This is a genomic window from Oligoflexia bacterium (assembly GCA_035326705.1).
Classification (GTDB): Bacteria; Bdellovibrionota_G; JALEGL01; order JALEGL01; family JALEGL01; genus JALEGL01.
The window spans coordinates 39786-66506 of record DAOLES010000009.1 but is presented as its reverse complement, the minus strand read 5'-3'; the positions used below and the strand labels follow the sequence as shown (position 1 = coordinate 66506).

Annotated in this window: 28 protein-coding genes and 1 rRNA gene; 17 read left to right on the top strand and 12 right to left on the bottom strand. The window is 36.9% G+C overall.

Annotation, left to right across the window (positions count from 1 at the left end; all coding sequences use genetic code 11):
* Nucleotides 1-379: ribosomal RNA gene (locus PKC21_10090) — 16S ribosomal RNA — on the bottom strand; the annotation flags it as partial.
* A 400-nt stretch (nt 380-779) separates the two neighbouring features.
* A complete protein-coding gene (locus PKC21_10085; protein ID HMR25689.1) occupies nt 780-1316 on the bottom strand; it encodes a hypothetical protein in 537 nt (178 codons plus the stop codon).
* Nucleotides 1317-1362: 46 nt separating this feature from the next.
* Between PKC21_10085 and PKC21_10080 the strand changes: the two genes are divergently transcribed.
* On the top strand, nt 1363-1833 hold the full coding sequence (locus tag PKC21_10080) for a hypothetical protein (GenBank protein ID HMR25688.1): 471 nt from the start codon (nt 1363-1365) through the stop codon (nt 1831-1833).
* A gap of 4 nt (nt 1834-1837) precedes the next feature.
* On the opposite strand, the gene tyrS is transcribed toward PKC21_10080, so the two are convergent.
* Nucleotides 1838-3058 (bottom strand): tyrosine--tRNA ligase, encoded by a 1221-nt coding sequence (tyrS, locus tag PKC21_10075; GenBank protein HMR25687.1) that lies wholly within the window; start codon nt 3056-3058, stop codon nt 1838-1840.
* Nucleotides 3059-3342: 284 nt separating this feature from the next.
* Here tyrS and PKC21_10070 point away from each other — a divergent pair, with 284 nt between their 5' ends.
* On the top strand, nt 3343-4152 hold the full coding sequence (locus tag PKC21_10070; protein HMR25686.1) for a hypothetical protein: 810 nt from the start codon (nt 3343-3345) through the stop codon (nt 4150-4152).
* A gap of 122 nt (nt 4153-4274) precedes the next feature.
* On the top strand, nt 4275-5393 hold the full coding sequence (locus PKC21_10065) for a thioredoxin domain-containing protein (protein ID HMR25685.1): 1119 nt from the start codon (nt 4275-4277) through the stop codon (nt 5391-5393).
* A 99-nt stretch (nt 5394-5492) separates the two neighbouring features.
* Here PKC21_10065 and PKC21_10060 read toward each other — a convergent pair whose 3' ends face one another.
* Nucleotides 5493-6014: a hypothetical protein gene (locus PKC21_10060; protein HMR25684.1), complete on the bottom strand. Its 522-nt coding sequence runs from the start codon at nt 6012-6014 to the stop codon at nt 5493-5495.
* 259 nt (nt 6015-6273) lie between these two features.
* Complete coding sequence (locus tag PKC21_10055; GenBank protein ID HMR25683.1) at nt 6274-7038, bottom strand: hypothetical protein; 765 nt, start codon at nt 7036-7038, stop codon at nt 6274-6276.
* A 214-nt stretch (nt 7039-7252) separates the two neighbouring features.
* Between PKC21_10055 and lon the strand changes: the two genes are divergently transcribed.
* The 4 genes from lon (at nt 7253) to PKC21_10035 (ending at nt 12612) form a co-directional block, all read left to right on the top strand.
* Nucleotides 7253-9718, top strand: a complete 2466-nt coding sequence (gene lon, locus PKC21_10050; GenBank protein HMR25682.1) for an endopeptidase La — start codon at nt 7253-7255, stop codon at nt 9716-9718.
* A 125-nt stretch (nt 9719-9843) separates the two neighbouring features.
* Nucleotides 9844-10881, top strand: a complete 1038-nt coding sequence (locus PKC21_10045; GenBank protein ID HMR25681.1) for a hemolysin family protein — start codon at nt 9844-9846, stop codon at nt 10879-10881.
* Entirely contained in the window at nt 10878-12143 is a 1266-nt protein-coding gene (locus PKC21_10040; protein HMR25680.1) for a hemolysin family protein, read from the top strand. Before PKC21_10045 ends, PKC21_10040 begins: the two co-directional genes overlap by 4 nt.
* Nucleotides 12144-12201: 58 nt before the next feature.
* Nucleotides 12202-12612, top strand: a complete 411-nt coding sequence (locus tag PKC21_10035) for a PilZ domain-containing protein (protein ID HMR25679.1) — start codon at nt 12202-12204, stop codon at nt 12610-12612.
* A gap of 85 nt (nt 12613-12697) precedes the next feature.
* Here the strand turns inward: PKC21_10035 and PKC21_10030 are convergent, their stop codons facing one another.
* Both PKC21_10030 and PKC21_10025 read right to left on the bottom strand, forming a co-directional pair.
* A complete protein-coding gene (locus PKC21_10030; GenBank protein HMR25678.1) occupies nt 12698-12961 on the bottom strand; it encodes a hypothetical protein in 264 nt (87 codons plus the stop codon).
* Between the two features lie 43 nt (nt 12962-13004).
* A complete protein-coding gene (locus tag PKC21_10025; protein HMR25677.1) occupies nt 13005-13508 on the bottom strand; it encodes a hypothetical protein in 504 nt (167 codons plus the stop codon).
* Between the two features lie 81 nt (nt 13509-13589).
* Here PKC21_10025 and PKC21_10020 point away from each other — a divergent pair, with 81 nt between their 5' ends.
* A complete protein-coding gene (locus tag PKC21_10020) occupies nt 13590-14381 on the top strand; it encodes a nucleoside phosphorylase (GenBank protein ID HMR25676.1) in 792 nt (263 codons plus the stop codon).
* 12 nt (nt 14382-14393) lie between these two features.
* Complete coding sequence (locus PKC21_10015) at nt 14394-15281, top strand: DMT family transporter (protein HMR25675.1); 888 nt, start codon at nt 14394-14396, stop codon at nt 15279-15281.
* Nucleotides 15282-15345: 64 nt separating this feature from the next.
* On the opposite strand, the gene PKC21_10010 is transcribed toward PKC21_10015, so the two are convergent.
* Entirely contained in the window at nt 15346-15846 is a 501-nt protein-coding gene (locus tag PKC21_10010; protein ID HMR25674.1) for a hypothetical protein, read from the bottom strand.
* Between the two features lie 132 nt (nt 15847-15978).
* Between PKC21_10010 and PKC21_10005 the strand changes: the two genes are divergently transcribed.
* From PKC21_10005 to PKC21_09985, 5 genes are all read left to right on the top strand, one after another.
* Nucleotides 15979-17169, top strand: a complete 1191-nt coding sequence (locus PKC21_10005) for a carboxypeptidase-like regulatory domain-containing protein (GenBank protein ID HMR25673.1) — start codon at nt 15979-15981, stop codon at nt 17167-17169.
* A gap of 236 nt (nt 17170-17405) precedes the next feature.
* Complete coding sequence (locus PKC21_10000) at nt 17406-17729, top strand: hypothetical protein (protein ID HMR25672.1); 324 nt, start codon at nt 17406-17408, stop codon at nt 17727-17729.
* Between the two features lie 14 nt (nt 17730-17743).
* Nucleotides 17744-18427, top strand: a complete 684-nt coding sequence (locus PKC21_09995; GenBank protein HMR25671.1) for a response regulator transcription factor — start codon at nt 17744-17746, stop codon at nt 18425-18427.
* Nucleotides 18424-19764 (top strand): HAMP domain-containing sensor histidine kinase, encoded by a 1341-nt coding sequence (locus PKC21_09990; GenBank protein HMR25670.1) that lies wholly within the window; start codon nt 18424-18426, stop codon nt 19762-19764. The genes PKC21_09995 and PKC21_09990 overlap by 4 nt, the downstream gene beginning before the upstream one ends.
* A 35-nt stretch (nt 19765-19799) precedes the next feature.
* Nucleotides 19800-20144 carry a DoxX family protein gene (locus PKC21_09985; protein HMR25669.1) on the top strand — a complete coding sequence of 115 codons (345 nt, stop codon included), beginning with the start codon at nt 19800-19802 and terminating at the stop codon, nt 20142-20144.
* Nucleotides 20145-20192: 48 nt separating this feature from the next.
* On the opposite strand, the gene PKC21_09980 is transcribed toward PKC21_09985, so the two are convergent.
* The 3 genes from PKC21_09980 to PKC21_09970 form a co-directional block, all read right to left on the bottom strand.
* Nucleotides 20193-20588: a hypothetical protein gene (locus tag PKC21_09980; protein ID HMR25668.1), complete on the bottom strand. Its 396-nt coding sequence runs from the start codon at nt 20586-20588 to the stop codon at nt 20193-20195.
* A gap of 88 nt (nt 20589-20676) precedes the next feature.
* Nucleotides 20677-21816 carry a PLP-dependent aspartate aminotransferase family protein gene (locus PKC21_09975; GenBank protein HMR25667.1) on the bottom strand — a complete coding sequence of 380 codons (1140 nt, stop codon included), beginning with the start codon at nt 21814-21816 and terminating at the stop codon, nt 20677-20679.
* The gene (locus tag PKC21_09970; protein HMR25666.1) at nt 21806-22624 is read right to left on the bottom strand and encodes an ATP-binding protein; all 819 of its coding nucleotides are present in this window, start codon (nt 22622-22624) and stop codon (nt 21806-21808) included. The genes PKC21_09975 and PKC21_09970 overlap by 11 nt, the downstream gene beginning before the upstream one ends.
* A 178-nt stretch (nt 22625-22802) precedes the next feature.
* Between PKC21_09970 and PKC21_09965 the strand changes: the two genes are divergently transcribed.
* The 3 genes from PKC21_09965 to PKC21_09955 all read left to right on the top strand — a co-directional run bounded on the left by PKC21_09965 (nt 22803) and on the right by PKC21_09955 (nt 25925).
* Nucleotides 22803-23426: a MarC family protein gene (locus tag PKC21_09965; GenBank protein ID HMR25665.1), complete on the top strand. Its 624-nt coding sequence runs from the start codon at nt 22803-22805 to the stop codon at nt 23424-23426.
* 152 nt (nt 23427-23578) lie between these two features.
* Nucleotides 23579-24097 carry a hypothetical protein gene (locus PKC21_09960; protein ID HMR25664.1) on the top strand — a complete coding sequence of 173 codons (519 nt, stop codon included), beginning with the start codon at nt 23579-23581 and terminating at the stop codon, nt 24095-24097.
* A gap of 535 nt (nt 24098-24632) precedes the next feature.
* Nucleotides 24633-25925 carry a type II secretion system protein gene (locus PKC21_09955; protein HMR25663.1) on the top strand — a complete coding sequence of 431 codons (1293 nt, stop codon included), beginning with the start codon at nt 24633-24635 and terminating at the stop codon, nt 25923-25925.
* An 88-nt stretch (nt 25926-26013) separates the two neighbouring features.
* On the opposite strand, the gene PKC21_09950 is transcribed toward PKC21_09955, so the two are convergent.
* Nucleotides 26014-26562, bottom strand: coding sequence for a thrombospondin type 3 repeat-containing protein (locus PKC21_09950; protein HMR25662.1), 549 nt, complete (start codon nt 26560-26562; stop codon nt 26014-26016).
* Between the last annotated feature and the right edge of the window lie 159 nt (nt 26563-26721).

The following is a 26721-nucleotide window of genomic DNA, read 5'->3' as shown; positions in this document are numbered from 1 at the left end:
ATATTCCCCACTGCTGCCTCCCGTAGGAGTCTGGACCGTGTCTCAGTTCCAGTGTTGCTGATCGTCCTCTCAGACCAGCTAAGCATCTTTGCCTTGGTAGGCTTTTACCCCACCAACAAGCTAATGCTCCGCGGACCCATCCTTAGGTGATAGCTTATAAATAGAGGCCACCTTTTACCACTGTATCCGGGGATACTGTGGTCATATAAGATATTAGCATTCCTTTCGAAATGTTGTCCCTTGCCTAAGGGCAGGTTATCCACGTGTTACTAACCCGTCTGCCACTGTACTCACTTCCGAAGAAATTTTCTCGTTCGACTTGCATGTGTAAGGCACGCCGCCAGCGTTCGTTCTGAGCCAGGATCAAACTCTCGTGTTAAATCCTGAGAACGATACTAACGTAATTGTTTTGTATTTGTTCTCGTTTTACTGTTTGCTTAAGTCTAGCTTAAGCTTTTTAAAATTGAACGTAAGTTCCACACAAAAATATGGTTTGTATATTTTTGGCTGTATTCAGTTTTCAAAGACCTGACAAACACTTTTGGTTTGTTGTTAGTCGGACAGTTATATAGATTTGATTCTTCACTGTCAAACAAAAAATAACTTTTTTGTTTGCATCGTTTAACTAAGCATTTGCTTTTTGTTCTGAACGATTCCGTTAAGGTTGGACAGGTATACAGATGTGACTTTTCTCTGTCAAACAAAAAAATAACTTTTTTGTTTTTATAGTATGTTTTTTTAAGTTGTTGTTTTTATTAACTTAAAAAACTGTTTTTTTCTTAACGAAGTAAGCTTATAAAGCGCTGTTTTATTTTTTGCAAGTCTTTTTCTTTTTTAAATGCAAAAAACAAAGTGTCATCTCCTGCAATCACACCCACAATTTCTGGCCAATTCATTGCTTCTATTTCTACCGATATAATAGGCGCACTCCCTAAAATACCTCTTACCACCAACAGGTGAGGACCTGCTTGCTCTATATAATGAATTCTTTCTTTAAACACCCGCTCCCAAGACGCTTCAACACTGCTTGGATCGTTTTCAATGCAGTAAATATTACTTTTTTTTACAATGCTTAGCTCGCGCATATCTCTACTAATGGTTGCTTGTCCAGCCATGACTCCGCGTTTTTTTAAAGCAACAATAAGCTCTTCATGCGATGACAAACGCTGCTTTTTAATCAACTCAACAAGGATAGACTGTCTTTTTTCTTTATTCATGGGCTCCCAATGCTTGTACCTTATTGACCTTAAATCATGAAGATTTTTAAGTGCAAATCGAATGAATAAATATTCATTGACAGTTGGATATTTATTCATTAAAACCATCTCAGTTTAAAACAACATTTTAACCAGGGGGTACTCCATGCGTTTTTATTTATTATTACTACTTGCTTTTGCCAGCACTGGCTTTGCTCAATCTCGAGGCAGATGCGGTGAAATCATTAACAACCAAAACTTATCTGCAGAACAGCAAAGCTCTACTTATGATGCTAATGATTTCATTGATCAGAATGCTGTTACTAAGTTTGTTCGTGGTGAACATGTTATTATTCACTACAAAGATCAAAACTACTCTACGCAAAATTATGTTTTTACAAGATACCGAGTTGCAGACAACAAGCAAAATAATGATGATATATTATTTGTTAGAATGATTCGTGGAGAAGAAATTGTGGTGTGTCAAGGAAGCGAATGTTACAAAGGCGTTCCAAGAGATGCATATCAACAAAATAATCCTTCTGACGACCCTACGCAAACAATAAGAACCTGGGAAGAACCTTGCCGTGGGGTTGATGACAGCCGCGAATGTAGACCCAGTGGCAGAGGTCACTAAAAGCTTAATTTAATTTAAGCCACTTTCTTTTACCTACCTTAATGACATCGCCAGCATTTAAATCTGGCGATGCATTAGCATCACTTAAAATTTTAGCTTCATTTATATTTTTTCCCGCTTCTATCAGTTTAACCGCATTTTGTTGACTCAAACGCCGAGCTTCTGATTTTGATGCAACAATATTTGCCAAACATAGAATATCTGCAAGAGCTTTACCTTTATGCTCTGATATAACAATACTAGGAATATCGTCTGGTATATCCCCTTGTTTAAATTGGTTATCAAAGTTAACTGCCTCCTGCTCAGCTTGTTCTTTACTATAAAAACGAGCAAGCACTTCTTTAGCAAAATTGATTTTTGCTTGTTTGGGGTGCACTTTTGAATTTTGAATATCTTTCTTTAACTTTTCAAGATCTGACGTACCGATATCAGATAACAATTCATAATATCTAAACATCAGCTCATCTGAGATGCTCATCAGCTTGCCAAACATATCTTTTGGATTCTCATTTACCCCAATGTAGTTATCATAGGATTTAGACATTTTTTGCACACCATCAGTACCTTCCAACAAAGGAACCGTCATAATAACCTGTGGATCTTGGTCATAAACTTTTTGCAATTCTCGACCCATCAATAAATTGAATTTTTGATCGTTGCCCCCCAATTCTATATCAGCTTTTAAGGCCACTGAATCATAACCTTGCAACAAGGGATACATAAACTCTCGTATAGAAATAGATTGCTCTGCTTTAAAGCGCTTGGCAAAATCATCTCTTTCCAACATACGAGCTACAGAATAATGCGTGGTAATTTCTATCAACTGAGCTGCACTAAGCTCATCAAGCCATTCACTATTGAATTTTATTTTAGTTTTATCTGCATCTAAAACTTTAAAGACCTGCTCTTTATAGGTTTTAGAATTGTCTTGAATATCTTGCTCTGACAATGCAGGTCTAAGCTTTGAACGCCCCGTTGGATCGCCAATACGTGCTGTAAAATCACCAATTAAAAAAACAACCTCATGCCCCAGCTGCTGAAACTGCCGCATCTTTTGCAATAATACCGTATGACCTAAATGAATATCCGGCGCTGTGGGATCAAAACCTGCTTTGACCCGTAACGGTCTATTTTCTTTTTTGGCCAAGTTTAGTTTTTTCTCTAAGCCGTCTTTGGGTAAAATTTCAACTGTGCCGCGTGATAGTAATTCTAATGCTTCTTTCATATTAACCCTGTTTTTTAACCTTCTGATTCATAGATTTAAACCCAACATTTCACAAATTTTATTATAAATTATTGCTAAATTTCACTGACTCTTAACCGTGATTTGTCAAACATAAGAATTCTTATTGATTAAACAATTGTGAAGTAGTTTTCAAACAAAACATGGCTGCAAGATGTTGCTTATATTAACACAAGAACTTAATTTTAAGACATTCTTAAAAAAACCCATCCTCTATATATTATATCGTTTATCTGGCTTATTTTTTTTATGGTATAGTTCATAAAATGAAAAAACCATACATTATTGTTAATATGCTGTTAGGCGTATTATTGATATACGCAATTATTCAGATTCAATCCTTAAAACGAACAATTAAGGATTTGAAGCAGGCTCACAATGATATACCCTTAGCTGCAGTAAAAGAGACTAGCCTTTTTGCTGATAAGAAACAGTCTGCTGCTGTGGTAAGCCCCCCATATGACAATACTTATATTTTATCTGTCCTAGACTATTTGCAAGAAGAAATTGATCACATTAAAGATAAAACACAAAACCATCCATCTAACCTTTCTCAAACAAATCCTCCTTCTAAAACAAAAGCACCGTCAACAAACAACTTCCCTAAACTTGGATTAAAGAGTCATGATCTTAACAATAACCGCTCTTTGTCAGCTGAAGAAGCAAAGTTAAATAAATTGAATTTTAGTAGCTACGATATCAATGAAGACGGTCAAATTTCAGAAAGTGAAATAGATGCTACCCTAAAACGCATTGATAAAGCTCAAAAACATGTTCAAGAAAGAGACCGTGCTGATGCTGCCTTTCCAATTGAACATAGCGCTTGGTCAAGGAGCCAAAAAGAATTTAACTTTATTGATAAAGATAATAACTTTAACCTTGATGAATCTGAGTACATTTATTATCTTTCGCATGCCAAACAACAACTTAGACGTTTTGATTACAATAGAGATGCTTGGATTGGTTTTGATGAATTTGGTCAAGGTCAAGGCCGCTTTGCACAAATTGATAATGATTCAGATCAAAAAATCACTGAGCATGAGGTACGTAGGGCTTTGTATCTTGGTTTCTGGTAATAATTTGTTTTTAATCTAAATAAATTAGCTCTACTATCTGGTTTAGGGTAGAATCCTGCTGTATAAAATATTGAATCCAATTTTTTTAACACGTTAAGGCATTTTGCCAAGGAGTTGATTTCATGAAAATCTTAAAATCTTTAAGCTTTGCTGTTTTTGCAACCGCAAGTTTATTATCTTTAAGCGCTTGCAATTCAGATAAATCTGTTAGCAGCAATATTGTATATGCACAAAATGCGCCTCAAACTGAAGCCGGCGAAACTTTGGCTAAAGTAAATGGTGAAAGTATCAGTGAAAAGTCTCTTTTAGGCTTTTTAGAAGGCCCCATAAAAAGCCAATACCTCAAAGTAAAATCCGAGTTTTATGCAACGCAATCGAGCGCTTTGGATGAAATGGTCTTAGATAAATTACTTGATGTAGAAGCAAAAAAACAAAATACAAGCAAAGCCGACTTACTTGCCAAAGAAGTAAGCAACAAAGCAAAAAAAGTGTCTGATTCTGAAATCAAAAAGTTTTACGATGATTATGTTGAAAAAATGAAGGGTAATCCTAGATTTCAAGCTCCTCCTTTTGATGACAATGTTAAAAATCAAATCCGTCAAAGCCTTGAAGGACGTAACAATGCTGAAAGAAAACAAGAATACTTTAATGAATTGACTCATAAACATGAGGTTACCTATTATACTACTCCTCCAAGAATAGATGTCCCTACAGGCGAACTTCCAGCAAAAGGCAATGACAGTGCAAAAGTAACTATTGTTGAGTTTTCTGACTTTGAATGCCCAGCTTGTCGGGGTTCATTTGAAACCGTTGAAAAAGTAATGAAAGAATACAAAGGCAAAGTAAAATTGTATTTTAGAGACTTCCCTTTGAGCTTTCATAAAAAAGCGAAACCTGCACACAATGCTGCACGTTGTGCCAATGACCAAGGTAAATTTTGGCCCTACCACGATGAGCTGTTTATAAGCTCAACATGGGTTCACGCTGCAGATGAGGCTGCGTCCATCGCTGAACTTAAGAACATTGCAAAAAAGCTGAAATTGGATCAAGCCAAATTTGATGCTTGTGTGGATGGTAAAACCCATTACGCAAAAATTGATGAAGACTTTAAAGCTGGTCAACAAGTGGGTGTAGGTGGAACACCTGCCTTTTATGTTAATGGTATCCCTCTCCCTGGAGCGGTGCCTTTTGAACAGTTCAAAAAAACCATTGATGCAGAATTGGCTCGGAACAAAAATTAGTAAATTTGTACACCACACCATATACAAGCAAAAAAAGCCTTGGGCGTAGTAGCTCAAGGCTTTTTTATTGTCCTCAAACTGTACTTTTAAGCCATGGGGTCAATCGGCCTGAACTGCTTTACCCCTATAGAGCGCTATATCATAAATTAAATGAATATACCTTTGGTCATGCGTTAACTGCACATAATCCCCAATGACTTTGCTACAAAAAAAGTCTAGCGCTTTTGGTTCAAAATTTAAACTTAAAGAACCATTAGACCGATTATCTAAAACCTCAATCACAAAATCATGACTGTCATCTGACAATTGATCACTTAATGTCAACACAAAATGCTGCCAACAGACCCAACCCAATTTTTCATTCGTTTTACAGGTTTTACTGCCTGAAGTCTTTATTTCCCATGACGCAACTGTTTTCCTAAAAATACGATCTCTCTTTAGCTCAAAAAGCTCATCCAAAGCTTTTACATAATCAACGTTCTTATTAATAAATTTTACACTAAGCTGGGCATCTTCAGAGTTTTCTTTGTTTAACACAATGACTGAGCTACTTGTTTGTGCATATGCACTGATGGCAAAAAAAATAAAGTATACACTGCAAAGAAAAGTTATTTTTTTCATATCCTTCTCCATAATTTGATCTAGGTCTCTTGTGTTAACAAAACCGGTGCTTTAAAGTCAACGCGACATCATGTAGCTGATCTTAAAAAACATAACATATTCTCAGCTCATACATAGATCTCAACAACATTGTATGCGCTTTCATTGTTTTCTAATCTTTCTTAGCAATGAATGTAAAGAGACAACCTGTTACAACAGATTGTCTCCACAGAAAACTATATTTTAGAACCAGTTAGCTCAGCCTTACAAAGGTAAGCGCTTATTCACTCAATACAACAACACCACCCTTAATGGTTCTGTTGTTATTTGAGTAGTTGCTAGGATAATACACTTCCCACTGAACATTGACCCCTTCTTCTTGGCTTTTTTGATCTGCCAAAGCTTCGCACATTAGTTTAGCGACATTTTTGCTACTTATGTATTTGGCTTTAAACTTACTGTCCAAAGCTTGTTTTTTTTCTATATAAGCTTCGTAAAGTTCTTGATGAACTGCTAAACCAATATGAACAAAGGTTATTTCTCTATTTGCCTCTTGAGCTAAACTAGCTCTTGATGATAATTCATAATTAAATTCATTTTGATTAATAACCGTTAAACCACAGGCTTGTAAGTTATAATAAGTTAACACCTCAGGTTCATCATCATAGTCATAGCCCAAATAAACAAAATCCTGAGTATACACATACATGTCTTCTACATGCGTACACACTTGTTCATGGTGATGTCCTCTTTGCTCACATTCACTTTTTTCTGGAAGATATTTAGCAACAAAGCGTGCAAAAGAACTTTCACTGATTCTATCATCATTTCTCAACAGTGCTTGACAACCGACATGGCTTTGCTGATCAATAATTGTTGCCTCTCCGTCATTTTCAAAGGCATATTTGTGCATGATTCTTTTGGTTTCTTGCTCTTCTTGAATCACTAGATTTTGCTTTTGAATAATACATTGTCCAGCAAAAAGACTGCTCGGTATAACTAGACTTGATAATAATAAACTGAACTTTATAACATAATTTTTCATAACTCATTTCCCTTCATGATTAAATGTTGTCCCGCTTTTACCATGCGATGCGTTATTTTTCAAACTTTTAAGTCAATAGTTTTAACTCTACGCACAACAAACTTCATGAAACTGTTTCAATTTACTGAATTAATTAGAGTTCTTAGCCAGATTATGTCATTATAAAACTGTATAAATCATATAAACCCTTAATTTTATTTTGAAGGATGCATGTATGCAAGACATAAATATTGATGCCATTTCTATTCCAGAAGTTTTACCTTTGTTGCCGGTAAAAGATGTGGTGCTTTTCCCCTCAGTGATTCTACCTTTATTTGTAGGTAGAGAAAGCTCTATTCAAGCTGTTGAAGCTGCTTTATCTAAAGACAGATTGCTGTTTTTAAGTTCACAAAAAGATCCTTCTGCAGAAGTGGTGACCGCTGATGGTGTTTATCAAATGGGTTGCGTGGGCATGATCATGCGTATGCATAAACTTCCGGTTCCTGATGGGCGTATTAAAATTTTAGTGCAGGGTGTCCGTAGGGCCATGATTAAGAAGGTTGTTAAAGAAACCCCCAACTTTTATGCTAAAATTGAACCCATTCCTTTGCCCAACGTTGAAGAACAACGGGTTAAACTTGAAGCCATGATTAGAACAGTCAAGGAACTGTTAGAAAAAATTGTATCGCATGGTAAAATTCTTTCACCCGAAATATTGATTGTCTTAGATGATGTTAAAGATCCTGGCCGTTTGGCAGACTTGATTTCATCTTACTTAGGTTTAAAAGTTGAAGAAGCTCAGCCTATTTTGGAAATGACCGATCCTGGTCAACGTTTGCAAGCAGTGATGGATCTTTTGCACAAAGAGTTGGATATTCTTTCTGTTCAAGAAAAGATTCAAACTGAAGCCCGCGGTGAAATGACAAAGATTCAACGTGAGTATTACTTGCGTGAACAACTGCGTGCTATAAAAAGTGAACTGGGCGACAGCGACCCAAAAACCGAAGAAATTGCTGAACTTTCTGAGCGAATTGAAAAAGCAAGAATGCCCAAAGAAGTGCATGAAGAATCTTTAAAGCAACTACGTCGTCTTGAAGGTATGCATCCTGATGCTGCTGAAGCCTCTATTGTTAGAACCTACTTGGATTGGTTGGTTGAGCTGCCTTGGAAAAAATCCTCTAAAGACAACATTGATTTGGTCAAAGCCAAAGAAATTCTAGACGAAGATCACTTTGATTTGGAAAAAGTAAAAGAAAGAATTTTGGAATTCTTGGGTGTTACCAAACTGAAAAAAACCATGCGTGGCCCTATTTTATGTTTTGCCGGCCCTCCCGGTGTAGGTAAAACCTCTTTGGGGCGTTCTATTGCTAAAGCCATGGGTAGAGAGTTTGGTAGAGTTGCCTTAGGTGGTATGCGTGATGAAGCTGAAATCAGAGGTCACAGAAGAACTTATGTTGGCGCTATGCCAGGTCGTATTATCCAAAGCATCAAGCAAGCAGGGACCAACAACCCTGTGTTTATCTTAGATGAAGTTGATAAATTAGGGTCAGATTTTAGAGGTGACCCATCTTCAGCTTTGCTTGAAGTTTTAGATCCTGAACAAAATTACAGCTTTAGAGACCATTACCTCAACTTACCCTTTGATTTAAGTAATGTAATGTTTATTGCAACCGCCAATATGATTGACACCATTCCTGCAGCTTTGCGAGATAGAATGGAAATCATTCATCTTTCTGGCTATACTTTGCAAGAAAAGTTAGAAATCTGCAAACGTTACATTTTACCCAAACAAATCAAAGAAAATGGTATCCAAGAAAAACATATCAGTCTTGATGACGAAGCTTTGAGCATGGTCATTGACCAATACACACGCGAAGCGGGTTTACGTAACCTTGAGCGTGAAGTTGCATCCTTATGCAGGAAGGTTGCGCGCAAGGTTGCTGAAGGCTTTGATGGTAACAGTAAAATCACTGCCGACAACCTACATACCTATTTGGGTTCCCCTAAATATATCCCTGAAGCTGAGCAAGAAAATAGTCAAGTGGGTGTAGCCACTGGCTTGGCTTGGACACAAGCTGGTGGAGAAATTTTGTTTGTTGAATCCAGCCTGATGAAAGGAAAAGGTATGCTGACCTTAACGGGTCATTTGGGTGATGTGATGAAAGAGTCTGCTAGAGCAGCTTTAACCTTTGCAAGATCCAATGCCAAAGAATTAAACATAAGCGATAAGCTGTTTCAAACCAAAGATATTCACATTCATGTTCCTGCAGGTGCGGTCCCAAAAGATGGTCCTTCTGCCGGGGTCACCATGGCCACAGCTATTATTTCTGCCTTGGTCCAAAAACCTATCAACAGAAAAGTTGCCATGACCGGTGAAATATCCTTACGCGGAAGAGTCATGCCTGTGGGCGGTATTCGTGAAAAAGTTTTAGCGGCTAAACGTGCTAAAATCACCACCATTTTAATACCTCAACACAATGTCAAAGACTTGGATGAAATTCCTCCTGCATACCTAGAAGGCGTAACCATCATCCCTGTTGGCCATATTACTGAAGTTATAAAATATGCTTTTTCTAAAAATCCGAAGTCCAAAGATGCTTTGGTTTATGATGAAAACCGTACCAAAGGCAAAAAAACTGCCCCTAAAAATACATCTATCAGAAAAAAAACCCCGCGGAGAAAGCCTCAGGCAACCGCCTAGTTTATGAATTTGCCTTTTAATCTTCGGTATAAGCCAAAGTACTTTGCGTCTTGCAAAGTACTTTGGCTTTGCTTTCAATCTTTAAATCACAGTCTATTCAGACCTAAAATACCTTCCTCTTCATTATGATTATAGACGCCAGTTTTTTCTTAAAACTTATTATCTTTACTTTGCTTTTAGCTCTTTCAGCTTTCTTTGCTGGCTCAGAATCTGCTTTATTCAGCTTAGGAAAATTACGCGTGCGTAGACTACGATCCAAAAGCCAAAAAACCTATAAAGCCGCAAAAGCCTTACTGGACCAACCCACTAAACTTATTTCTACTTTGCTGATTGGAAATGAAGTCGTCAATGCTGCCATCGGTATTGTTGGAACATCTCTTGTCTATCAAGTTTTGAAACCTTATGTTTCTCCGTCTTGGTTACCTTTTTTTTCAGTGGCTCTGGTGTTACCTATTTTACTTATTTTTGGCGAAATGCTCCCTAAAACTTATGGTTTAAAGCGGCCTGAAATCTTAGCCGGCTTTAATGCCGCTCCACTACAAAAATTTTCTACTCTTATTAGGCCTTTACGTGACCTCATCGTATGGGCTCCAGAAAAGTTACTTCAACTTCTAGGACAAAAAAAACATGATAAAGATTCAATCAGTGAAGATGTTTTTAGAGCCATGGTTGATACCAGTGCTGAAGAAGGCGTATTGGATACACAAGAACAATCCATTATTCATAATGTACTGAAATTGGATGATATTATGGTCAATAAAATCATGACCTCCAAAGAAGATATCGTGTTTTTTTATGAAGATACTTTATTGAGTCAAGTTTTTGATGATCTTCAAATCCATGCTTATTCCAGGTTTCCTATTTTAACTCGAGCTGAACAAGCCGTTTCAGGTGTACTGTATGCAAAAGACCTTCTAAGCTTAGAAAATTTTGATGACAGTCTTACTGCCAAAGCTATCATGCGTAAACCCTTATTTATTCAACCTAAAGCCAACGCCTTAGAGTTATTTACTCTATTCAAACTTAACAAAATGCATTTTGCTGTAGTTAGCAGTGATCACAAACAAGATTTTTTGGGTGTTGTAAGCTTAGAAGATGTTTTAGAAGAAATCTTTGGTGACCTTAAAGATGAACGTGATTTAGAAGATGAGGAAGAACAATGAGTCTCTTGGCTACATTAAGTATTATGCTTTTGTGCATTTTATTGGAGGCATTTTTTTCAGGTTCAGAAATAGCGGTGGTTTCGGTTAATCGTGCCCATTTAAAATTTTTGGTCGACAAAGGCTCTAAAAAAGCCAAAGCCATCAATGAAATGCTGTCCAATCCAGAGTGGCTATTGGGAACCACCCTGTTGGGAACCAATTTTTCTACCATCACATTAAATGTTGTGGCCACCCTCTTTGTTATTGAGCATTTTGGCTCTCAATATGAGTTTTTAACCATTTTGGTTACTGCTCCATTGGTCTTGTTTTTTGGTGAAGTTTTGCCCAAAGCTTTGTTTCAATACTTTGCCGACAAAATTGCCTTAGAGCTTATTTTTCCTTTACGTTTCTTTTCTTGGTTGTTTAGTCCTTTTATTTTTACAACTTCAAAGCTGGTCACTTTGATCAGCCGGGCATTTGGTGTGCATAAAAACAAACGAACGCCTTTGATTAACCGTGAAGAATTGGAACTGCTTTTCCAAGCTTCTGAACAGAGCGAAACTGGCTTGGCCAAAAGCATGGAAAAACAAATGATTGATCGTGTTTTTCATTTTTCTGAGAAAATTTGCAAAGATATCATGATTCCATTGGTTGATATGGTATCCATCAGCGAAAACTCTACCTTAATGCAAGCTAAGAAAACCTTAACTGAACATGGCCATAGCCGTATTCCAGTCTACAGAAAGCGAATTGACAATATTGTAGGTTGGCTGACCCACCATGATTTACTCAATTTAGAAAACCAACACAGCTTGATTACAAAGATCATGCGTAAACCTTTTTACATTCCTGACAATATCAGTATTGATAAACTTCTGATTGATATGCAAAAACAAGGTATTAATCTGGCCATGGTCGTTGATGAATATGGCGGTGTTATTGGTATGATTACCATGGAAGACATTCTTGAAGAAATCATTGGCGATATTGAAGATGAACATGATGAAAGCCAGAACTATGTCTTTGATATTGGCAGTGACAGCCTTTTGGTTTCTGCCAGAATCAGTATTGAAGAACTGAATCAACTGCTGTCTACTCCGATCCCTGAAGGAGAGTATGAAACGCTTGGCGGTTACTTGATTCAAAAATTTAGACGCATTCCTAATCAGGGTGCAAGCATTCAAAGCAAATCCATGCGTTTCATTGTTGAAGAAGCCACAGAGAAATCAATAGAAACCATAAAAATCGTTAGCCGTTCTGGACAAAATGTTCATAAACGTTAGCCTCCAACTCAATCAAAAAAATTTGCTTCTGACTCAAGACTTAGATAAAGCTCATTGAGTGGTTTCTAAAGACACAACTAAAAATTCTTACCCTGGACCAGAACGAAGACAGCACCCACGTATAAGCTTAGACACCATGGTTGACATTGTTTTATCTGATGAAGAGTATTTTTTTGATTTTGCTTTAAATTTTTCAGCACGTGGATTTTTTTTTGAAACTGAAAAAAATTTAACCCTGGGTCAGGAAGTTCGTGTGCTGTTTCCATTACCTTTAGAGAACTGGGTATACCAAGCCACAGCTATACCCATTTGGCATTATAAAAACCCTGACGAAAACAATTACACCCTTGAATCTCCAGAAGGTTATGGTTTTAAAATCACCGCTTTTGCCAGTGAAGAAGATCAACAAAAAATAGAAGCTTATATGCATAATCCACCTGATTTTTCGCAGGTGGATGAAATTGTTTAAATCATGTATTAAGTTTTAGTGATTCAATTCATCCTAGCTTCTAACCAAGGTAGTTCATTTGAAGATTTTTAGAAACTGATATTTTTTAACGACCAAAATACAAACGTCTTAAACACGTTCCCCAGGCTTCTCCAGGCGAACATTTACTCTCATATCCTTGCTGCTGCTCATAGGCTTTACTTTCTCTACGCTCTTTACTTTCATTGAAGCCACTCACACAGTTTTGTGAAGCTGCAGATGAGGCATTGGCTGACGCCGATTGCTTTGCTTGCTCAAGCCATGATGCATGCACTGAAAAAACACTTACGCTTATAAAAAAAAGAACAACTCTAAAATTTTTTGGCAGCATAAAGTCTATTTTACCTGGTTTTTAAGTGCTTTAAAAGCTTAGATTATTCAATTTTATGAGCCAGTTGCTTGAGTATTTTAGGTATGTAATATTTTAAAGCCCAAGTTTGTAATAGTTTAGGAATGCTATTGCCCATATTCAATTGAAAATCTGTATAAAAAATACTGTTCTTTTGCATTGATTTACCTTGATCCAACCAGGCTTTACCAGAAAAATCTTTGAGCATGCCTTGTTGCTGTTGCCATTGAAAAGACTTATTATTTATATCTTGTTGGACAAGAACTTTGGTCCATATGTCACGCCATGGCCACGGACTATCAATTAACAAATAGACCAATGCCGAATGCTCTTTCTCCCAAACAATCTGGCTCTTTTTTATTCTTGGTAATAAATAGCGCAAACTGGTGTAGTTCCCTAAAACTTGCCACATTTGCTCTTGTTGATAAGCATAGTGCGCCTGGGTTTTAATATAATAGGCCGCTTTATGTTTCTTAATTTCAAGTTGAAGTTTTATATCTGACCTATCAGCTGCATGAAGTGAGTTCATCCCCATCCATAGGCTTGATAAAAACCCAAACAAACACAATTGAAGTTGCTTGCGTCTTCTTTTTGAGCTAAATCTTTTGTTATGTCCAATGCCAATCATATTGTTTCTGCTTCTGGCAAAGAATATCATATTGATTGCAAAAAAGGTGATTTGGCAGAACATATTATTTTGGTTGGCGACCCAGCCAGAAGTCAAAAAATTGCTGCCCTTTTTGATAACATTCATTTTGAAACTCAACATCGAGAATACCACAGCTACACTGGTAGTTTAAATGATATCCCCATCAGCGTGATGTCTACAGGAATTGGGCCAGCCAGTATGGAAATTGCTGTTATTGAAGCCTGTCAAGTTACGCATGCACCTACTTTTATCCGCTGTGGTAGCAGCGGCGCTATCTTGGAACATATTAAACCCGGAGATTTAATCATCTCGCAAGCCTCAATGCGTATGGAAGATACATCGCAATTTTTTGTTCCCAATGCTTTTCCGGCTGTCGCTAATTATGAAGTCTGTAAAGCCCTTGAACTCCAAGCACAAAAACTTAAGCTTTCATATCATGTAGGGATCACTGCCAGTGCCAGTGGTTTTTATGGTGCCCAAGGCCGCTCTGTAGAAGGCTTACCTCAGCCTCAAACCTATAGTACTCAACAACTGGCCCAATGGAAGGTCAGTAATTTTGAAATGGAAACCTCTACTTTATTCACTCTTGCTCATTTAAAAGGTTTAAAAGCCGGTGCCATTTGTGCTGCTTTTGCCAATCGCTCAAGCAATACTTTTTTAGACGATACTGCCAGAACAAAAGCAGAACAAGACTGTATCAATGTTGCCTTAAAAACCCTGCTTGATCTAGCGCAACAAAAAATACAGCCATAGGTTTTATAGTTTATGCCCAGCCCTTACCTTGGTGAAATTTTTGCTTTGTCCACCGCCTTAACTTGGGCAACGTCAGTGATTTTATTTAAAAAAGTGAGTGACGATCATGATGCCATGTTCATGAACTTGGGCAAAAACATTGTTGCCATGATTGCTTTGGTCATAACTTTGGCATTGATGCCCAGTATGCTAAATTTCATGCCAAGAAACCATTTTATTTATTTGCTTCTCAGCGGCATTGTAGGCATAGGTCTGGCAGACACTTATTTTTTTAAAAGTCTGCAATATGTGGGTGCCAGCTGGATTGCCTTAATTGAATGTTTGTACAGTCCCTTTGTTGTTTTTTTTGCTTGGGCCATTTTATTAGAACAGTTAGATTTTATGTTTTTTGTTGGCGGCTCATTGATCTTATTAAGTTTAGCTTTGCCTATAATGAGCAAACAGCAACTGGTCATCAGTAAAAGTAATCTTAAAAAAGGTATTTTTTATGGTTGCTTAGCCATGGGTTTAATGGCCATTGCCATCACAGTCATCAAACCCATATTAGAACAATACAGTGTTTTACAATCTTCTAGCATTAGAACCCTAGGTGGTTTGCTGTTTTTAATTGTTCAAAGCTTATTCACCCATAAAAACAAAAGCTTAAATTTAACATTAGATTTATTTAAACGTAGTGGAAAGATGTTTATTCCAGCTGCTTTAATGGGATCTTATCTGGCTTATATTTTTTGGATTGCTGGTTTTAAATACACCCAAGCCAGCAAAGCGGCCTTGCTCAATCAGACCAGCACAGTCTTTACAATTTTATTGGCTTATTTTTTTCTTAAAGAACCTCTGCATAGAGTGAAAGTTGTTTCCATTGTTTTAGCTGCCTGTGGAACTTTATTAATTTTAAGTTAGCTTGGTCCCTAATCTTATCGACCAGGGCCCATTCATCCCTTCCTGTAATACTGTGGTTATCAGATCAATAAATGTACACTGGATAAACAACTGTTTCTAAAGGAAGAACATTAAAGTTTGCATATTCTAAAGGATAAGGAAAATCATAATCCCAACTTTGATCAATTTGTACGTTAACATTGACTGTACTTGTGATGTTAGACCGTAACTCTAAATCATAATCTCCTAAAAACGCTGGTTCACATTGGATAACAATGCTGTTTTCATCAAATGTGAATCCACTAAAAAAGGCATCATAGTAACAACGAGATGTATCATTGTATCTTGAAATACGCTCATAGTTTGGTGTGACCAAATCAAACTCTAAATCATTGGCATAGTATGTTTGATAGGCATCCCAGCTAACAGTGAAGGTAAGTTGCAAATGACTATCCGGCAACACCTCATATTCTTCATACACTTCACCTTCTAGATAAAGTCCACAAGAACTGGCGCTAATCACTAGCAAAACCATAAACATCATACTTAATAATTTTTTTGGGCTTAAGTTGCTTTTTGTCATCATGGTTTTAATTTAACAAAACAAAATGAACCCAAAATGAACATAAATTTTGATTAAAAAATTTGTCATTGTTCAGTATATCAGTACAATAAATTTTAAATTTGATTATCTAATCATAAGAAAGGATTACATTTCATGAAAAAATTTAACTCTATGCTCATGTTAGCTCTACTGTTTTTGATAGCTTCGTGTTCATCAAAATCAAAAGGAGATATCACAGCTGTCAACGTTTTAGGGACAGGTAATTATAGTAACTTGGGTGCTGTAACTGTCACAGATTTTGGTGATGATGAAGAAGAACAAGTCCTTCTTTTGGAATCCAACTCTCCTGAACCAGAAACAGGTGATCCAACAGGGTTTTTCTTTGACTTATTGGGGACTGGTGCCATATCAGACGGTTACAATGATGATACTGGTGATGGTTTTGATGATGCCAGTGAATTTACAATTCTAACTGAAGACACATTTGATGCAGGAACAAACTTTCCCTTTAGAGCTGAAAATGATACCGACCAAGCTTACCTAGAAGATGTTGATGGTGATGGAAACGCCGATCAACTGGTCCTTTTAGCTACTACTGATGGTGGCTTAGAAGTGGTTAGGAAAATTTATGTTTTCCCAAGTTTTGACTGCCAAGGCGATGCTACAGCTTGTGGTGTTGCACGCTACTTGGATTGTGTGACCAACCCTACCATGAGCAGTGCTGATATAGACATCCAAATTGAAAGTGACCTAGGATCAGATGATGATGGAGTGAACGAAGGAACCGCTGATACAACGGATAGCTTGGCTGCTCCCTATTACTTTGCCACCAGTGACCCAGGTGACGATACGAGTATTGGTTATGTTATTGGTCAAGCGCAAGCAGCGCTTGCTCCTGTTTTAGCGCAGTTTGACCCAGAAGATGATGAAGATTTCTTTTTTAATTGGGGAACAGAAAGCATAGCTCCATCTGAAAGAGCCTGTTTCATGCATTATGTGGTTTTAGGCAACACAGAAAATGATAATGAAGCTGGTGACAACCCCGCTTCTGACATTCTTCAATTGGCTCGCGATGTGTATGCAAGCCATCCAAGAGTGGGAATTTTAGCTGCAGAAGATGCTGATATTCGTAACTTTACACCAGCCAAGGACTTTCAAGCCATTGTGGGTGAAGACGATTCCGCCCCAAAAAATACCCGCGTAACCGTTACCAATGCCGATAGCAATGTATCTACAACCGCACTTACAAATGCTAATGGTGCATTTACTGCCTATCTCCATTGTGATGCCGGTGACAGCATAGAGATAACCGCCAGTGGTTTTTCAAAAAGCATCGATTGCTAATTGCCATAAATCATTGTCACGTATAAAAGCCGACTTTTTTACAAAAAGGTCGGCTTTTTGCTTTATAAGCGCCATACATTTACTTTTTAAAATCTCTTATTCTTGATATTGCGTCTAATCCTGTTGAACTTAGGCTGAGATCGAATACGCTCGAATAGCTTTTGATACCCATCTTTGTGCTTTAATGTTATGATTAAGCTTGTGTTCATCTTCACTACTTATAATAAGGTTAAACTATGAAACATTGGATCTATAGCATTGTTATTGCAAGCATGATTTTTTTAGCTCAGGCTGAGCTTTTTGCTCAAAGAAGGGTCTACGCACCTAAAAAAATGTTTGCGCAAGGCACTTTTTTGGTTAAACCAAAAAACCAAAGCTCTCAAGGCAGCTATAAAATAAGTGCTTTAGAACAAAAAGCCATGGCCAAAGCAAGTCGAAACTATCAAGCAAAAGCTTTATCGGCGCACTTGCTCAGCAAAAAAGGCAGTCTGTATATTTTTAAAGTTAAGTTGCGTAAAAGCGGTAAAATTTTCTCAAAAACCGTTGAAGTCCGTGACTAAACAATGGAGGCCTCATGCGTATTGCAATTATTGAAGATGATATCACCATTCAAAACAACTTAAGCCAAGCCTTAAGAAAAGAAAAATTTGCTGTGGATGTATCCAGTGATGGTGAAGAAGGTTTGTACCTCCTACAAGAGTACCCCATTGACCTTGCCATTGTTGATCTTGGTTTACCCAACATGTCAGGCATTGATCTTATTAAACAAGCCCGTAAAGAAGGCTGTAAAACCCCGATTTTAATCTTAACCGCTCGTAGCAATTGGCAACAAAAAGTTGAAGGTTTAGAAGCAGGGGCCGATGACTATGTGGTTAAACCTTTTGAGTTTGAAGAAATATTGGCGCGTGTAAGAGCTCTACTCAGAAGAACCGGTCAATGGACCGATGAAACTTTGCATTGTCCGCCTATAAAATTAAATATGAGTACCCATCAAGTGTTTGTCCATGATGAAACTGTTTCTTTGACCACCCAAGAATTTAAACTTCTCAGCTATCTGATGACCTATGCTGGCAATGTCATAGCAAAAGATAAATTAATGGAACACATCTATGAAGACGATGTGATTCATGAAAGCAATGTATTGGAAGTTTTTATTCGTAGACTTCGTAAAAAACTAGACCCTGACGGTACCCTTAACCCCATTAAAACAATTCGCGGTAGCGGCTATCAATGGATTCTACCTCGACAAAATCCATGAAACAGAATTTTTCACTTAGAAGACGTTTTTTATATTTGTCCAGTGCTCTGCTTTTAGCACTGATTTTTATGAGCACCTTTGTACTGGAGCGTGTCTACCATGAAACGCAACTTAACAGCCAAAAACAGAATGCAACGACTTTGTTAAATTTACTGATAGCTTCTACTGAGTTGGGTTCTAAAAACATATTCCAAGTGGATATAGAAAAATTACCCGAATCATTCTTTAATGGCGATGTTATTGCTCTTATTCAGGAAAGTACCTCCAATCAAATTGTATGGCAAAGCTCTTCAGCTAATTTAGCGCATTTACCTAAAAGCACTTTAGGTTTAGGAGAAGTTTTTTTTAAAAAACTAAAACCCTTTTCACAAACCAAACGTTTTATTGCCAGTTTGCCCATGCAGTGGCAAATTGATGAACAGAACTCTTTTGATATTACTTTTACCGTTTTACAAGATGGCCAAAGTTTTTTAAAACAACAAACCTTTTTTCGCATCCGTGCAATTATTGCTATTTTAATCTTAGGTTGTCTGTTCATTATTCTTCAATATATTTTTGTCAATACTGGCTTTACGCCCATACAAAAAATTGAACATGCCATTCATTTGATTCGTCAAGGCAAAAAAAGTCAGCTTGATGATAAGGCTATTCCCAATGAACTTGAGCCCATGATACAAAGCCTCAACTTACTGTTAGATCACCAAAAAAACTTGAATCATAGTAGTAAACAAGCGGCCGATGACTTGGCACACAGTCTTAAAACCCCCTTAACCGCATTAAAGAGCCAAATTGAATTGCTAGAAGAATCTTCCTCAAGCCAAAAAAAACACCTCAAAGAGCTGATTGATAATGCCAATGGTTTAATTGAAAGAAAATTATCGCTGCTTAAACAGCAGCACCAGTCTGTTTTTATCAATACAATTGAGCTCAAACCCATCATTGAACGCGTTGCCATGGCTTTACAAAAATCGTCTTCAAATGATATTCATTTTCAATTGTTAATGGATGAGCATTTACAATATGCTATTCATCCAGATGATCTCTATGAGTTGATGGGCAATTTATTGGAAAATGCCTTTAAGTATGCAAAACAGCAGGTCTCAGTTGAGGCTACAATCGTTAACCAATCTCTAAAATTAAGCATCCATGATGATGGAGATGGTTTTTCTACTTCAACCCCCATGCAACTGCTTGCAAGAGGCAAACGCTTGGATGAACAGTCTTCTGGAACTGGTTTAGGTTTGTACATCAGCGAACAAATTGTTTTACGTTATAAAGGTAAGATAAACCTTCATAATGACAACGGCGCAAACATAATTATCAACCTACCTTTATAATTCCTTTATCAATTTAAAAATGTTACTTTGCTTTGATGAAATACTTATTCAGAATTATTCCTGCTGTTATTTTATTGCAAACTTTGTTTTTTAAATTCACCGGGGCGCCAGAATCTATTTATATTTTTTCAACTTTGGGTGTTGAACCTTGGGGACGATATCTTTCTGGTATTGCTGAACTGCTTGCGGCCATTCTTATTTTGATTCCAGCTACTACATATTATGGCAGTCTTTTAACTTTAATGATCATGCTTGGTGCCATAGCTTCACATATTTTATTTTTGGGGATTACCGTCCAAAACGATGGCGGTTTATTGTTTATGTTAGCATGTATAACATTTCTTTGTGCACGCCTGAATATTTACTACTTAAAAAAATAAAATATTCCTCCAAGCCTAGGGTACTTGGAGGAATAAGTTAGTCAGGTCTTAGTGGCCTATGTGTATGCCAACACCACTGGTACCAATGTGTAAGTTCCAATAAACATCACTGCCATCATCGTAACATCCATCATCAATGTAATGCACGTGTGCTGGTCTGATCACTCTATGGTATGTGGGTCTGTAATGAACATGCCTACGATATACTCTGCGTTTTACAGGTCTATAGACTGGTCTTACATGCCTATAACTTCTTCTGTGTTGGACCGTTTGCACCGGCTTTTTAGCATAATGTTTATGGACTCTTCTTTTAACTTTGGCTTTATAAGAATTGCTCTGAATTCTCGCTCTTTTTTCTGGTCTTGACTTTGCTTGTGCTTGGTCAATAGGTAAAAAAGCTAAACCGCTTAAACCCATCATCATTATCAATAGTCTTAGTTTCATTGTATCCTGCTCCTTTCCAGTAAGTATTGAGTCTCACTGTATAGCTTCAATGTAACATTTAAAACTGAATACAAAATGAACAGAACCTCTATAGTTTTTTCAAGGCTTGATGAAGATCTTCTTGCAAATCTTCAATGTCTTCTATTCCAACAGATAACCGCAATAAAGCCTGAGATATACCCAAAGACTGCCTTTCTTCTTCACTCATGGATGAGTGCGAACTGGCTGCAGGCCGGGTAATCAAAGATTCTACACCACCTAGGCTGGGTGCATGCTGTGGTATTTTTAAATGGTTTATCAAATTTTGTGCAGCTTCTTTACCGCCTTTAACTGCAAAAGATACCATCCCTGAGTAGCCTTTAAAATGCTGTAAAACCGCTGCATCCTTTAAACCAGGGTAATATACCGTTTCTATGCTTGCTTGTTCTTGTAAAAATTGTGCCAACTGCATCGCATTGCTATTGTGTACACTCATTCTTAAACCTAAGGTTTTTAAGCCTCTTTGCAAAAGAAAACAAGCGTGCGTATCCAATGTAGCTCCGTAAATATCCAAATAGCTTTTACACTGTTTAATTAAAGCTGTATTGGCACAGATCACTCCTGCCACCAAATCACTGTGTCCATTAAGATATTTGGTTGCACTATGAATAATGATATCAAAACCCAATTGACTGGGTTTAAAATTGTACGGCGTTGCAAAAGTATTATCAATCATGCTGAGTAATTCATGCTGGCGACAAAAATCAGGCACAGCCGCTAAATCTCCAACATGCATCAAGGGATTGGTGATGCTTTCACAATAAAAAAGTCGTGTGTTTTGTTTTACCGCAGATTGCCAAGAACTGGGCTGATCAATATCAATAAAACTAAGCTCTATGCCCAACTGGGCAGCTTTATGCACCAAAAAATGATGTGTACCGCCATACAAACCCTTTTGCGCTATAATATGATCTCCTGTCTTGCACTGGCTCATGATCGCTGTGGTCACTGCAGCCATGCCAGAAGCACATAACAAGGCCGCTTCTGTCTGTTCTAAGCTGGCTAATTTTCTGCCCAGGCATTCATGATTGGGAGAATTGTTTAATCGCAAATATTTAATGTCATTGTAGGCTAGGCCTTCTTGCTCAAGATAAGTTGCACTTTGAAAAATAGGCTGTACAACGGCCCCTTCAATTTTTTTATCTTCTCCAGCATGGATGCTTATTGTATTAAAGCCTTTATGCTTCATGTTCTATTCCTTTTTTTGCCAGCATGCTTTGACTCATAAAAAATCGATCCAACTCTAAATTTTTTAAAGCTTTGCGGGCATGGTCATACATCTGTGGATTATGTTTGGCCATGTCTTTAAGTACTTTTTTCATGCTGAAGCGTTTTAAATCAGTTTGCGCATCATCAAACTCAGGATGAATAGGGCAGACTGGACAAGCACAACCCACAGTCTTAAATTGTTTTTCAAGAGAAAATACTTCTATATCTGTTTCTGTAAGGTAAAGCATGGGCCTAATAATATCTGCTTCATGCCCAGCATTGGATTTTAATACTGGCGGCATGGCTGCCATGCGACCACCATAAAACATATTTAAAAATAAAGTCTCAATGGCATCATTTAAATGATGTCCCAATGCAATTTTATTGGCTCCTAGCTTTTTTGCAATACTGTACAAAATTCCCCGCCGCATTTTTGCACACATGCTACAAAAAGTACTGCCTTCCGCTTTTTTCTCAGAAACAATTTCAAACACGGGTTGTCGCTCCAGATAAAATGGAATTTGCAAAAGATCACATTGGGCTTGTAAAACATCGCCTTCTAAGCCAATCAAACCGCCATCAACGGTCACTGCTGAAATAGAAAATCTGTAGGGAGCTTTTTTTTGTATCATTTTAAGCAAATGCAATAGTGCCCAAGAGTCTTTGCCTCCTGAAAGCCCAACCAAGACATGATCATCTTGTTTTAACATGTTATGTTCACTGATACATTGAACCGTTTGTTTACGCAGTTTGTTTTCTAGTATGCTACCAATTGCTTCTTGAGTCATACCCCCCCATAATATATTATTTTAATAGATACAAGCTTACATATGAACTTGATAAAACGCTTAGCGGTATGCAATGCCCCAAGCTTACTCATAGGTACCGGGTACCTTTTTAAAATGCTTTTTTAAGCAAAATTTAACTATTCCTTTCCTTTTATGTAAAAAAAAGTATGAGAGATAAATGGCTGGTTTAAGTGAATATTTTCCATTGTTTTTGGCTGCTTTTGTTCCCTTGTTTGTTGCAATGGATGTTATTGGTGTCTTACCCATTTATATTTCTTTGATTGATGGTTTAGAAAAAAAACATCAGAAAATTATTCTGATAGAAGCCATTATTACCATTGCGGTTTTGGGCACGGTTTTTATTTTTTTAGGCAAAGGTATTTTTAATTTTTTGGGAATCTCTGTTGCAGATTTTAAAGTTGCAGGCGGACTCATCTTACTTATTTTATCCATTTCAGATCTTTTATTTGCTGAAAAAGTCCGGCAAAGACCGGCAGAACAATCCTTAGGTGTTGTTCCTTTAGGTATGCCTTTAATTGTAGGTCCAGCAACTTTAACAGCGCTTATTGTGCAAGTTGATGCAGTTGGAACACCTATTACGCTTGTAGCTTACGCAGTAAATTTAATTATTACTTTTTTAGTTTTTTTATCATCCCAACCGATTATGAAAGTTTTGGGTAAGGCGGGAACCCAAGCCTTTTCAAAAATAGCCAACCTCATGCTTGCAGCCATTGCTGTCATGATTATTCGAAGTGGTTTAAGCGATATGATTTTATCAATAAAAGATTTAATCTATCCCTAATTGAATTTTAAAAACGTCTTCTCTATAAATTGTATTGCTTATTTATATGTTGTTTTCTCAGCCAATATGCCCATTGCTTAAACTTCAATGACGTACAAATTTGTAAAATAAACCTTTCCATCAAGAAAAGTGACTTGTAAGATGATAAAAGCGTGTCAAAAAAACTGTACTACTTACTGTTGTTCATTCTAATTTTGGTCACTGGACTATTTACTCTTTCCACCTTTATGATTGGTATGCGGGATGAGTTTGGCTTTGGTCAATCCAGAACCTTGGCAGCCTTTGCCGAGTTACCAATTTTTGGCTTTTTTTATGCTTGTCTTCTGCGTGATACCTATTTTGAGTTTTCTAAGCGTTATCCCCATACATTAAAAATCCTTCTATTGGTTCAATTAAGTTTGGTATTGGCTTATAGAATTTTAATAAAAAAATTACCGCTCACCCATACATTTTTAACAGAGTTCAATACTGAACATGTTCATTTGGCGGCACATCAACACATGACTTATCCGTTTTATATTACAGGTATTTTGTTTTGCTATTTATGCGCTTTGCTTATTCAACAACTTTGGACCAAACATACGCTCCACAAACCCTTGCTTTATGATTTTATTCTTTGCGCAGTCAGTATGATTGTTTTTACCTATCACATTTTTCAATTTAAGTTTTAAGAAAGCTTAAACATTGAACTATGAGTAGCACTTTTTTGCGTAAACTTTGGTTACATTGTGTCGCAATTTATCTGAATAAAAAATTTCCATTACTACAAGCTATTGAAACTACATTGTTTTTTTACACATTGATTTTGGCATATTGATTGCTAATTATTAAAGTGTTCAATGGTATAAAACTTCAAAGGAGGACTTTGCGGTTTTTTTGAACAACAGAGTCAAGGACCATTCTCCTCAAAAAGGTTCTCAAACTCTTAAAAACTAGGGCACAATGGGGAAAGTAAGTGTGTTGTTTCAACCTCCTTCTCAGCAGCACACTTACACTTTTTAAAGTTCATTTTATCTGACAACTTTTGTTTACAGTTGTTTTTTCCATTTAAAATTCATAAGTTCCGTTGATTTTTTTTAAAAAACTGATGTATCATAACATCATATGAGATGATTTTTATTGGTGATTTTTCAAAGTGAGTATTTAATTTTATCTTGAATCGTTAAATTCACCTATAATAAAAAACAAATATTGGGAACAATTGTTATGATAAAAAAAAGAAACGCTCTAGGATTTACATTGGTTGAACTATCTGTTGTTTTAATCATTATTGGTTTTGTTACAACCGTATCCATGAATACTTATTTTGAACAAATTTTAAAATCTAAAGCTTCTGAAGCCTTTGTCTATTTAAGATCCATTCATGACGCTCAATTTGTTTTTGCCAATCAGATCGTTTATACAAAAGCAAACTTAAGCCAATGTATTCCAGAAAGTCGTTTCTCAAGAATTGCTTCCTCTGTATGTGATAGCGCTACCTACTGTGGTGAAATTAATGCAAGACCCCCGGCAAGAAAAAAACAGTATGTTTATATATACAGTACCTACAATGACAATCTTTTTTCAACAGAAAATTGTGGGCAATCCATTGAATTTGCCCAAGTGGGCAGCTGGGAAGCTTTAGGTTTAAGTAGCGTAAACAGAAACCAAGCCGCTGTCTCACAAATAAATTCTTACAAACCTTCATTGTTAGCAGCTGTTAATGAAAATTTTGGAATCCCCAGCGCACAAGCAGGTCTTTTGGGTAATTTAATTGGTGGGGGTTCAGATGATGATGATGAGGATGGTCTTCTTGGTGGCGATGCCGATGCCGATATTGATGATGGCCTAGGTGATCTCGTAGAGCACGTGGATAACTTATTGGGAGGTGATAATACCTCAGAAGATGATGGCAGTGAAATTGACGCATTACTTGACGTAGCTCTAGGTGATAATAATTTAGGTATTGACGTGGATATTGATCTTGATGGCGATGGAGATTCTTTAATTGAGGGTTCTGCAAGTGGTGAAAGCACTGAAAATGAAAATGGTGGGCAAGATACTTTATTGGATATTGACTTGAGCTTGAATATGCCTGGCAATGGTGGAGATTCAGATCCTGAACCTGATAACGGCCCTGAAGACAACGAAAATGAAAACGAAGACAATGGAGATGAAGCCCCAATTAACAATCAAGAAATTGCTTTGGTTGGAGACAAAATTAACATCATTCGTTTACCCACACCTTTAAACTTCTCGTTTTATGCCGCTCATAATGAACAAATCATGCAGGAGTATGGTGTAGATGATCTTGCAAAAACAATCACCATCTTTGCCATTGCTGATGTTGATGGTGATTACACGGGAGAGCAAATCAGTTTCCCAGAACAATTTGAAAACAATGGCGTAAATCCTATTTTATTGGACAATGTTTGGGTTGTCTCTAGAAGCTTATACATTGATGAAGAAGGTGACATTCAAGTGGTTGGGGGTATTTACCAAGCAAACCAAGGTGAATAAAGGCAATCTATCTTATTAGCACTTACAAATAAAAAACCTCTTGTCTTATTGAGTTAAACAAGAGGTTTTTTATTTATACTATTTTTTTTTAATCGCTACACAATGGTGCCACAATCGGTGACGTTGATAATGAATCTGCTGAATTTCCACCTTCATTTCTAGCTCTTACAACATAACTTACATTAACAACGCCTGGAAAAATGGTATCGGTGAAATAGACAGTGTTGCCTGTACCTGCTGAAGACGGTCTTATAAAAGTTTGTGTTATACCTGTAACAGTACTATCGATATCATAGTGACGAATAAGTTCAAAATCATCCTCATTATTTGATGTGTCTGTCCAACTGACTGAAATTTCACATTCAGTTAAACCTGAAAATGCAGATAAATTAGAGGGAGTGCTGGGAGGTGTAATATTATTATTGATAGGATCACACACATCGCCTATACCATCATTATCTTCATCCGCTTGGTTGGGGTTTGCTTGATTCACACAGTTATCAATATTATTGGTAATTCCATCCCCATCCGCATCGCCAAAAGGTGTTATTATCCCTTCATCCCCAGATTCACCGCATCCATGAATAAGAAATACCCCTAAAAACAACATTATTATTAAATAACTATTTTTCATCATCCCTCTTTAAAGAATAAGCTTTTACTGATTAAAAATCAAGGTCACAAAACCACTTCTGCTTCTAAATATTTGATTTTTATGATTTTTTCTACTTTTTAAATGAGTTTTTTATGCTTAATCTATTGCTTTACGCCTTACTTCTAATCCATCCCGCTTAAT

What these genes read in the sequence shown, in the direction of transcription:
- PKC21_10055 (HMR25683.1), bottom strand. Translation starts at nt 7,038, where the DNA reads ATGAAAAATTATGTTATAAAGTTCAGTTTATTATTATCAAGTCTAGTT.
- PKC21_10005 (HMR25673.1), top strand. Translation starts at nt 15,979, where the DNA reads ATGAAAAAATTTAACTCTATGCTCATGTTAGCTCTACTGTTTTTGATA.
- PKC21_09965 (HMR25665.1), top strand. Translation starts at nt 22,803, where the DNA reads ATGGCTGGTTTAAGTGAATATTTTCCATTGTTTTTGGCTGCTTTTGTT.
- PKC21_10015 (HMR25675.1), top strand. Translation starts at nt 14,394, where the DNA reads ATGCCCAGCCCTTACCTTGGTGAAATTTTTGCTTTGTCCACCGCCTTA.
- PKC21_09955 (HMR25663.1), top strand. Translation starts at nt 24,633, where the DNA reads ATGATAAAAAAAAGAAACGCTCTAGGATTTACATTGGTTGAACTATCT.
- PKC21_10040 (HMR25680.1), top strand. Translation starts at nt 10,878, where the DNA reads ATGAGTCTCTTGGCTACATTAAGTATTATGCTTTTGTGCATTTTATTG.
- PKC21_10020 (HMR25676.1), top strand. Translation starts at nt 13,590, where the DNA reads ATGTCCAATGCCAATCATATTGTTTCTGCTTCTGGCAAAGAATATCAT.
- PKC21_10010 (HMR25674.1), bottom strand. Translation starts at nt 15,846, where the DNA reads ATGATGACAAAAAGCAACTTAAGCCCAAAAAAATTATTAAGTATGATG.
- PKC21_10085 (HMR25689.1), bottom strand. Translation starts at nt 1,316, where the DNA reads ATGAATAAATATCCAACTGTCAATGAATATTTATTCATTCGATTTGCA.
- PKC21_09995 (HMR25671.1), top strand. Translation starts at nt 17,744, where the DNA reads ATGCGTATTGCAATTATTGAAGATGATATCACCATTCAAAACAACTTA.
- tyrS (HMR25687.1), bottom strand. Translation starts at nt 3,058, where the DNA reads ATGAAAGAAGCATTAGAATTACTATCACGCGGCACAGTTGAAATTTTA.
- lon (HMR25682.1), top strand. Translation starts at nt 7,253, where the DNA reads ATGCAAGACATAAATATTGATGCCATTTCTATTCCAGAAGTTTTACCT.
- PKC21_09950 (HMR25662.1), bottom strand. Translation starts at nt 26,562, where the DNA reads ATGATGAAAAATAGTTATTTAATAATAATGTTGTTTTTAGGGGTATTT.
- PKC21_10070 (HMR25686.1), top strand. Translation starts at nt 3,343, where the DNA reads ATGAAAAAACCATACATTATTGTTAATATGCTGTTAGGCGTATTATTG.
- PKC21_10060 (HMR25684.1), bottom strand. Translation starts at nt 6,014, where the DNA reads ATGAAAAAAATAACTTTTCTTTGCAGTGTATACTTTATTTTTTTTGCC.
- PKC21_09985 (HMR25669.1), top strand. Translation starts at nt 19,800, where the DNA reads ATGAAATACTTATTCAGAATTATTCCTGCTGTTATTTTATTGCAAACT.
- PKC21_09980 (HMR25668.1), bottom strand. Translation starts at nt 20,588, where the DNA reads ATGAAACTAAGACTATTGATAATGATGATGGGTTTAAGCGGTTTAGCT.
- PKC21_10000 (HMR25672.1), top strand. Translation starts at nt 17,406, where the DNA reads ATGAAACATTGGATCTATAGCATTGTTATTGCAAGCATGATTTTTTTA.
- PKC21_10045 (HMR25681.1), top strand. Translation starts at nt 9,844, where the DNA reads ATGATTATAGACGCCAGTTTTTTCTTAAAACTTATTATCTTTACTTTG.
- PKC21_10025 (HMR25677.1), bottom strand. Translation starts at nt 13,508, where the DNA reads ATGAACTCACTTCATGCAGCTGATAGGTCAGATATAAAACTTCAACTT.
- PKC21_10080 (HMR25688.1), top strand. Translation starts at nt 1,363, where the DNA reads ATGCGTTTTTATTTATTATTACTACTTGCTTTTGCCAGCACTGGCTTT.
- PKC21_10065 (HMR25685.1), top strand. Translation starts at nt 4,275, where the DNA reads ATGAAAATCTTAAAATCTTTAAGCTTTGCTGTTTTTGCAACCGCAAGT.
- PKC21_09970 (HMR25666.1), bottom strand. Translation starts at nt 22,624, where the DNA reads ATGACTCAAGAAGCAATTGGTAGCATACTAGAAAACAAACTGCGTAAA.
- PKC21_09975 (HMR25667.1), bottom strand. Translation starts at nt 21,816, where the DNA reads ATGAAGCATAAAGGCTTTAATACAATAAGCATCCATGCTGGAGAAGAT.
- PKC21_09990 (HMR25670.1), top strand. Translation starts at nt 18,424, where the DNA reads ATGAAACAGAATTTTTCACTTAGAAGACGTTTTTTATATTTGTCCAGT.
- PKC21_10030 (HMR25678.1), bottom strand. Translation starts at nt 12,961, where the DNA reads ATGCTGCCAAAAAATTTTAGAGTTGTTCTTTTTTTTATAAGCGTAAGT.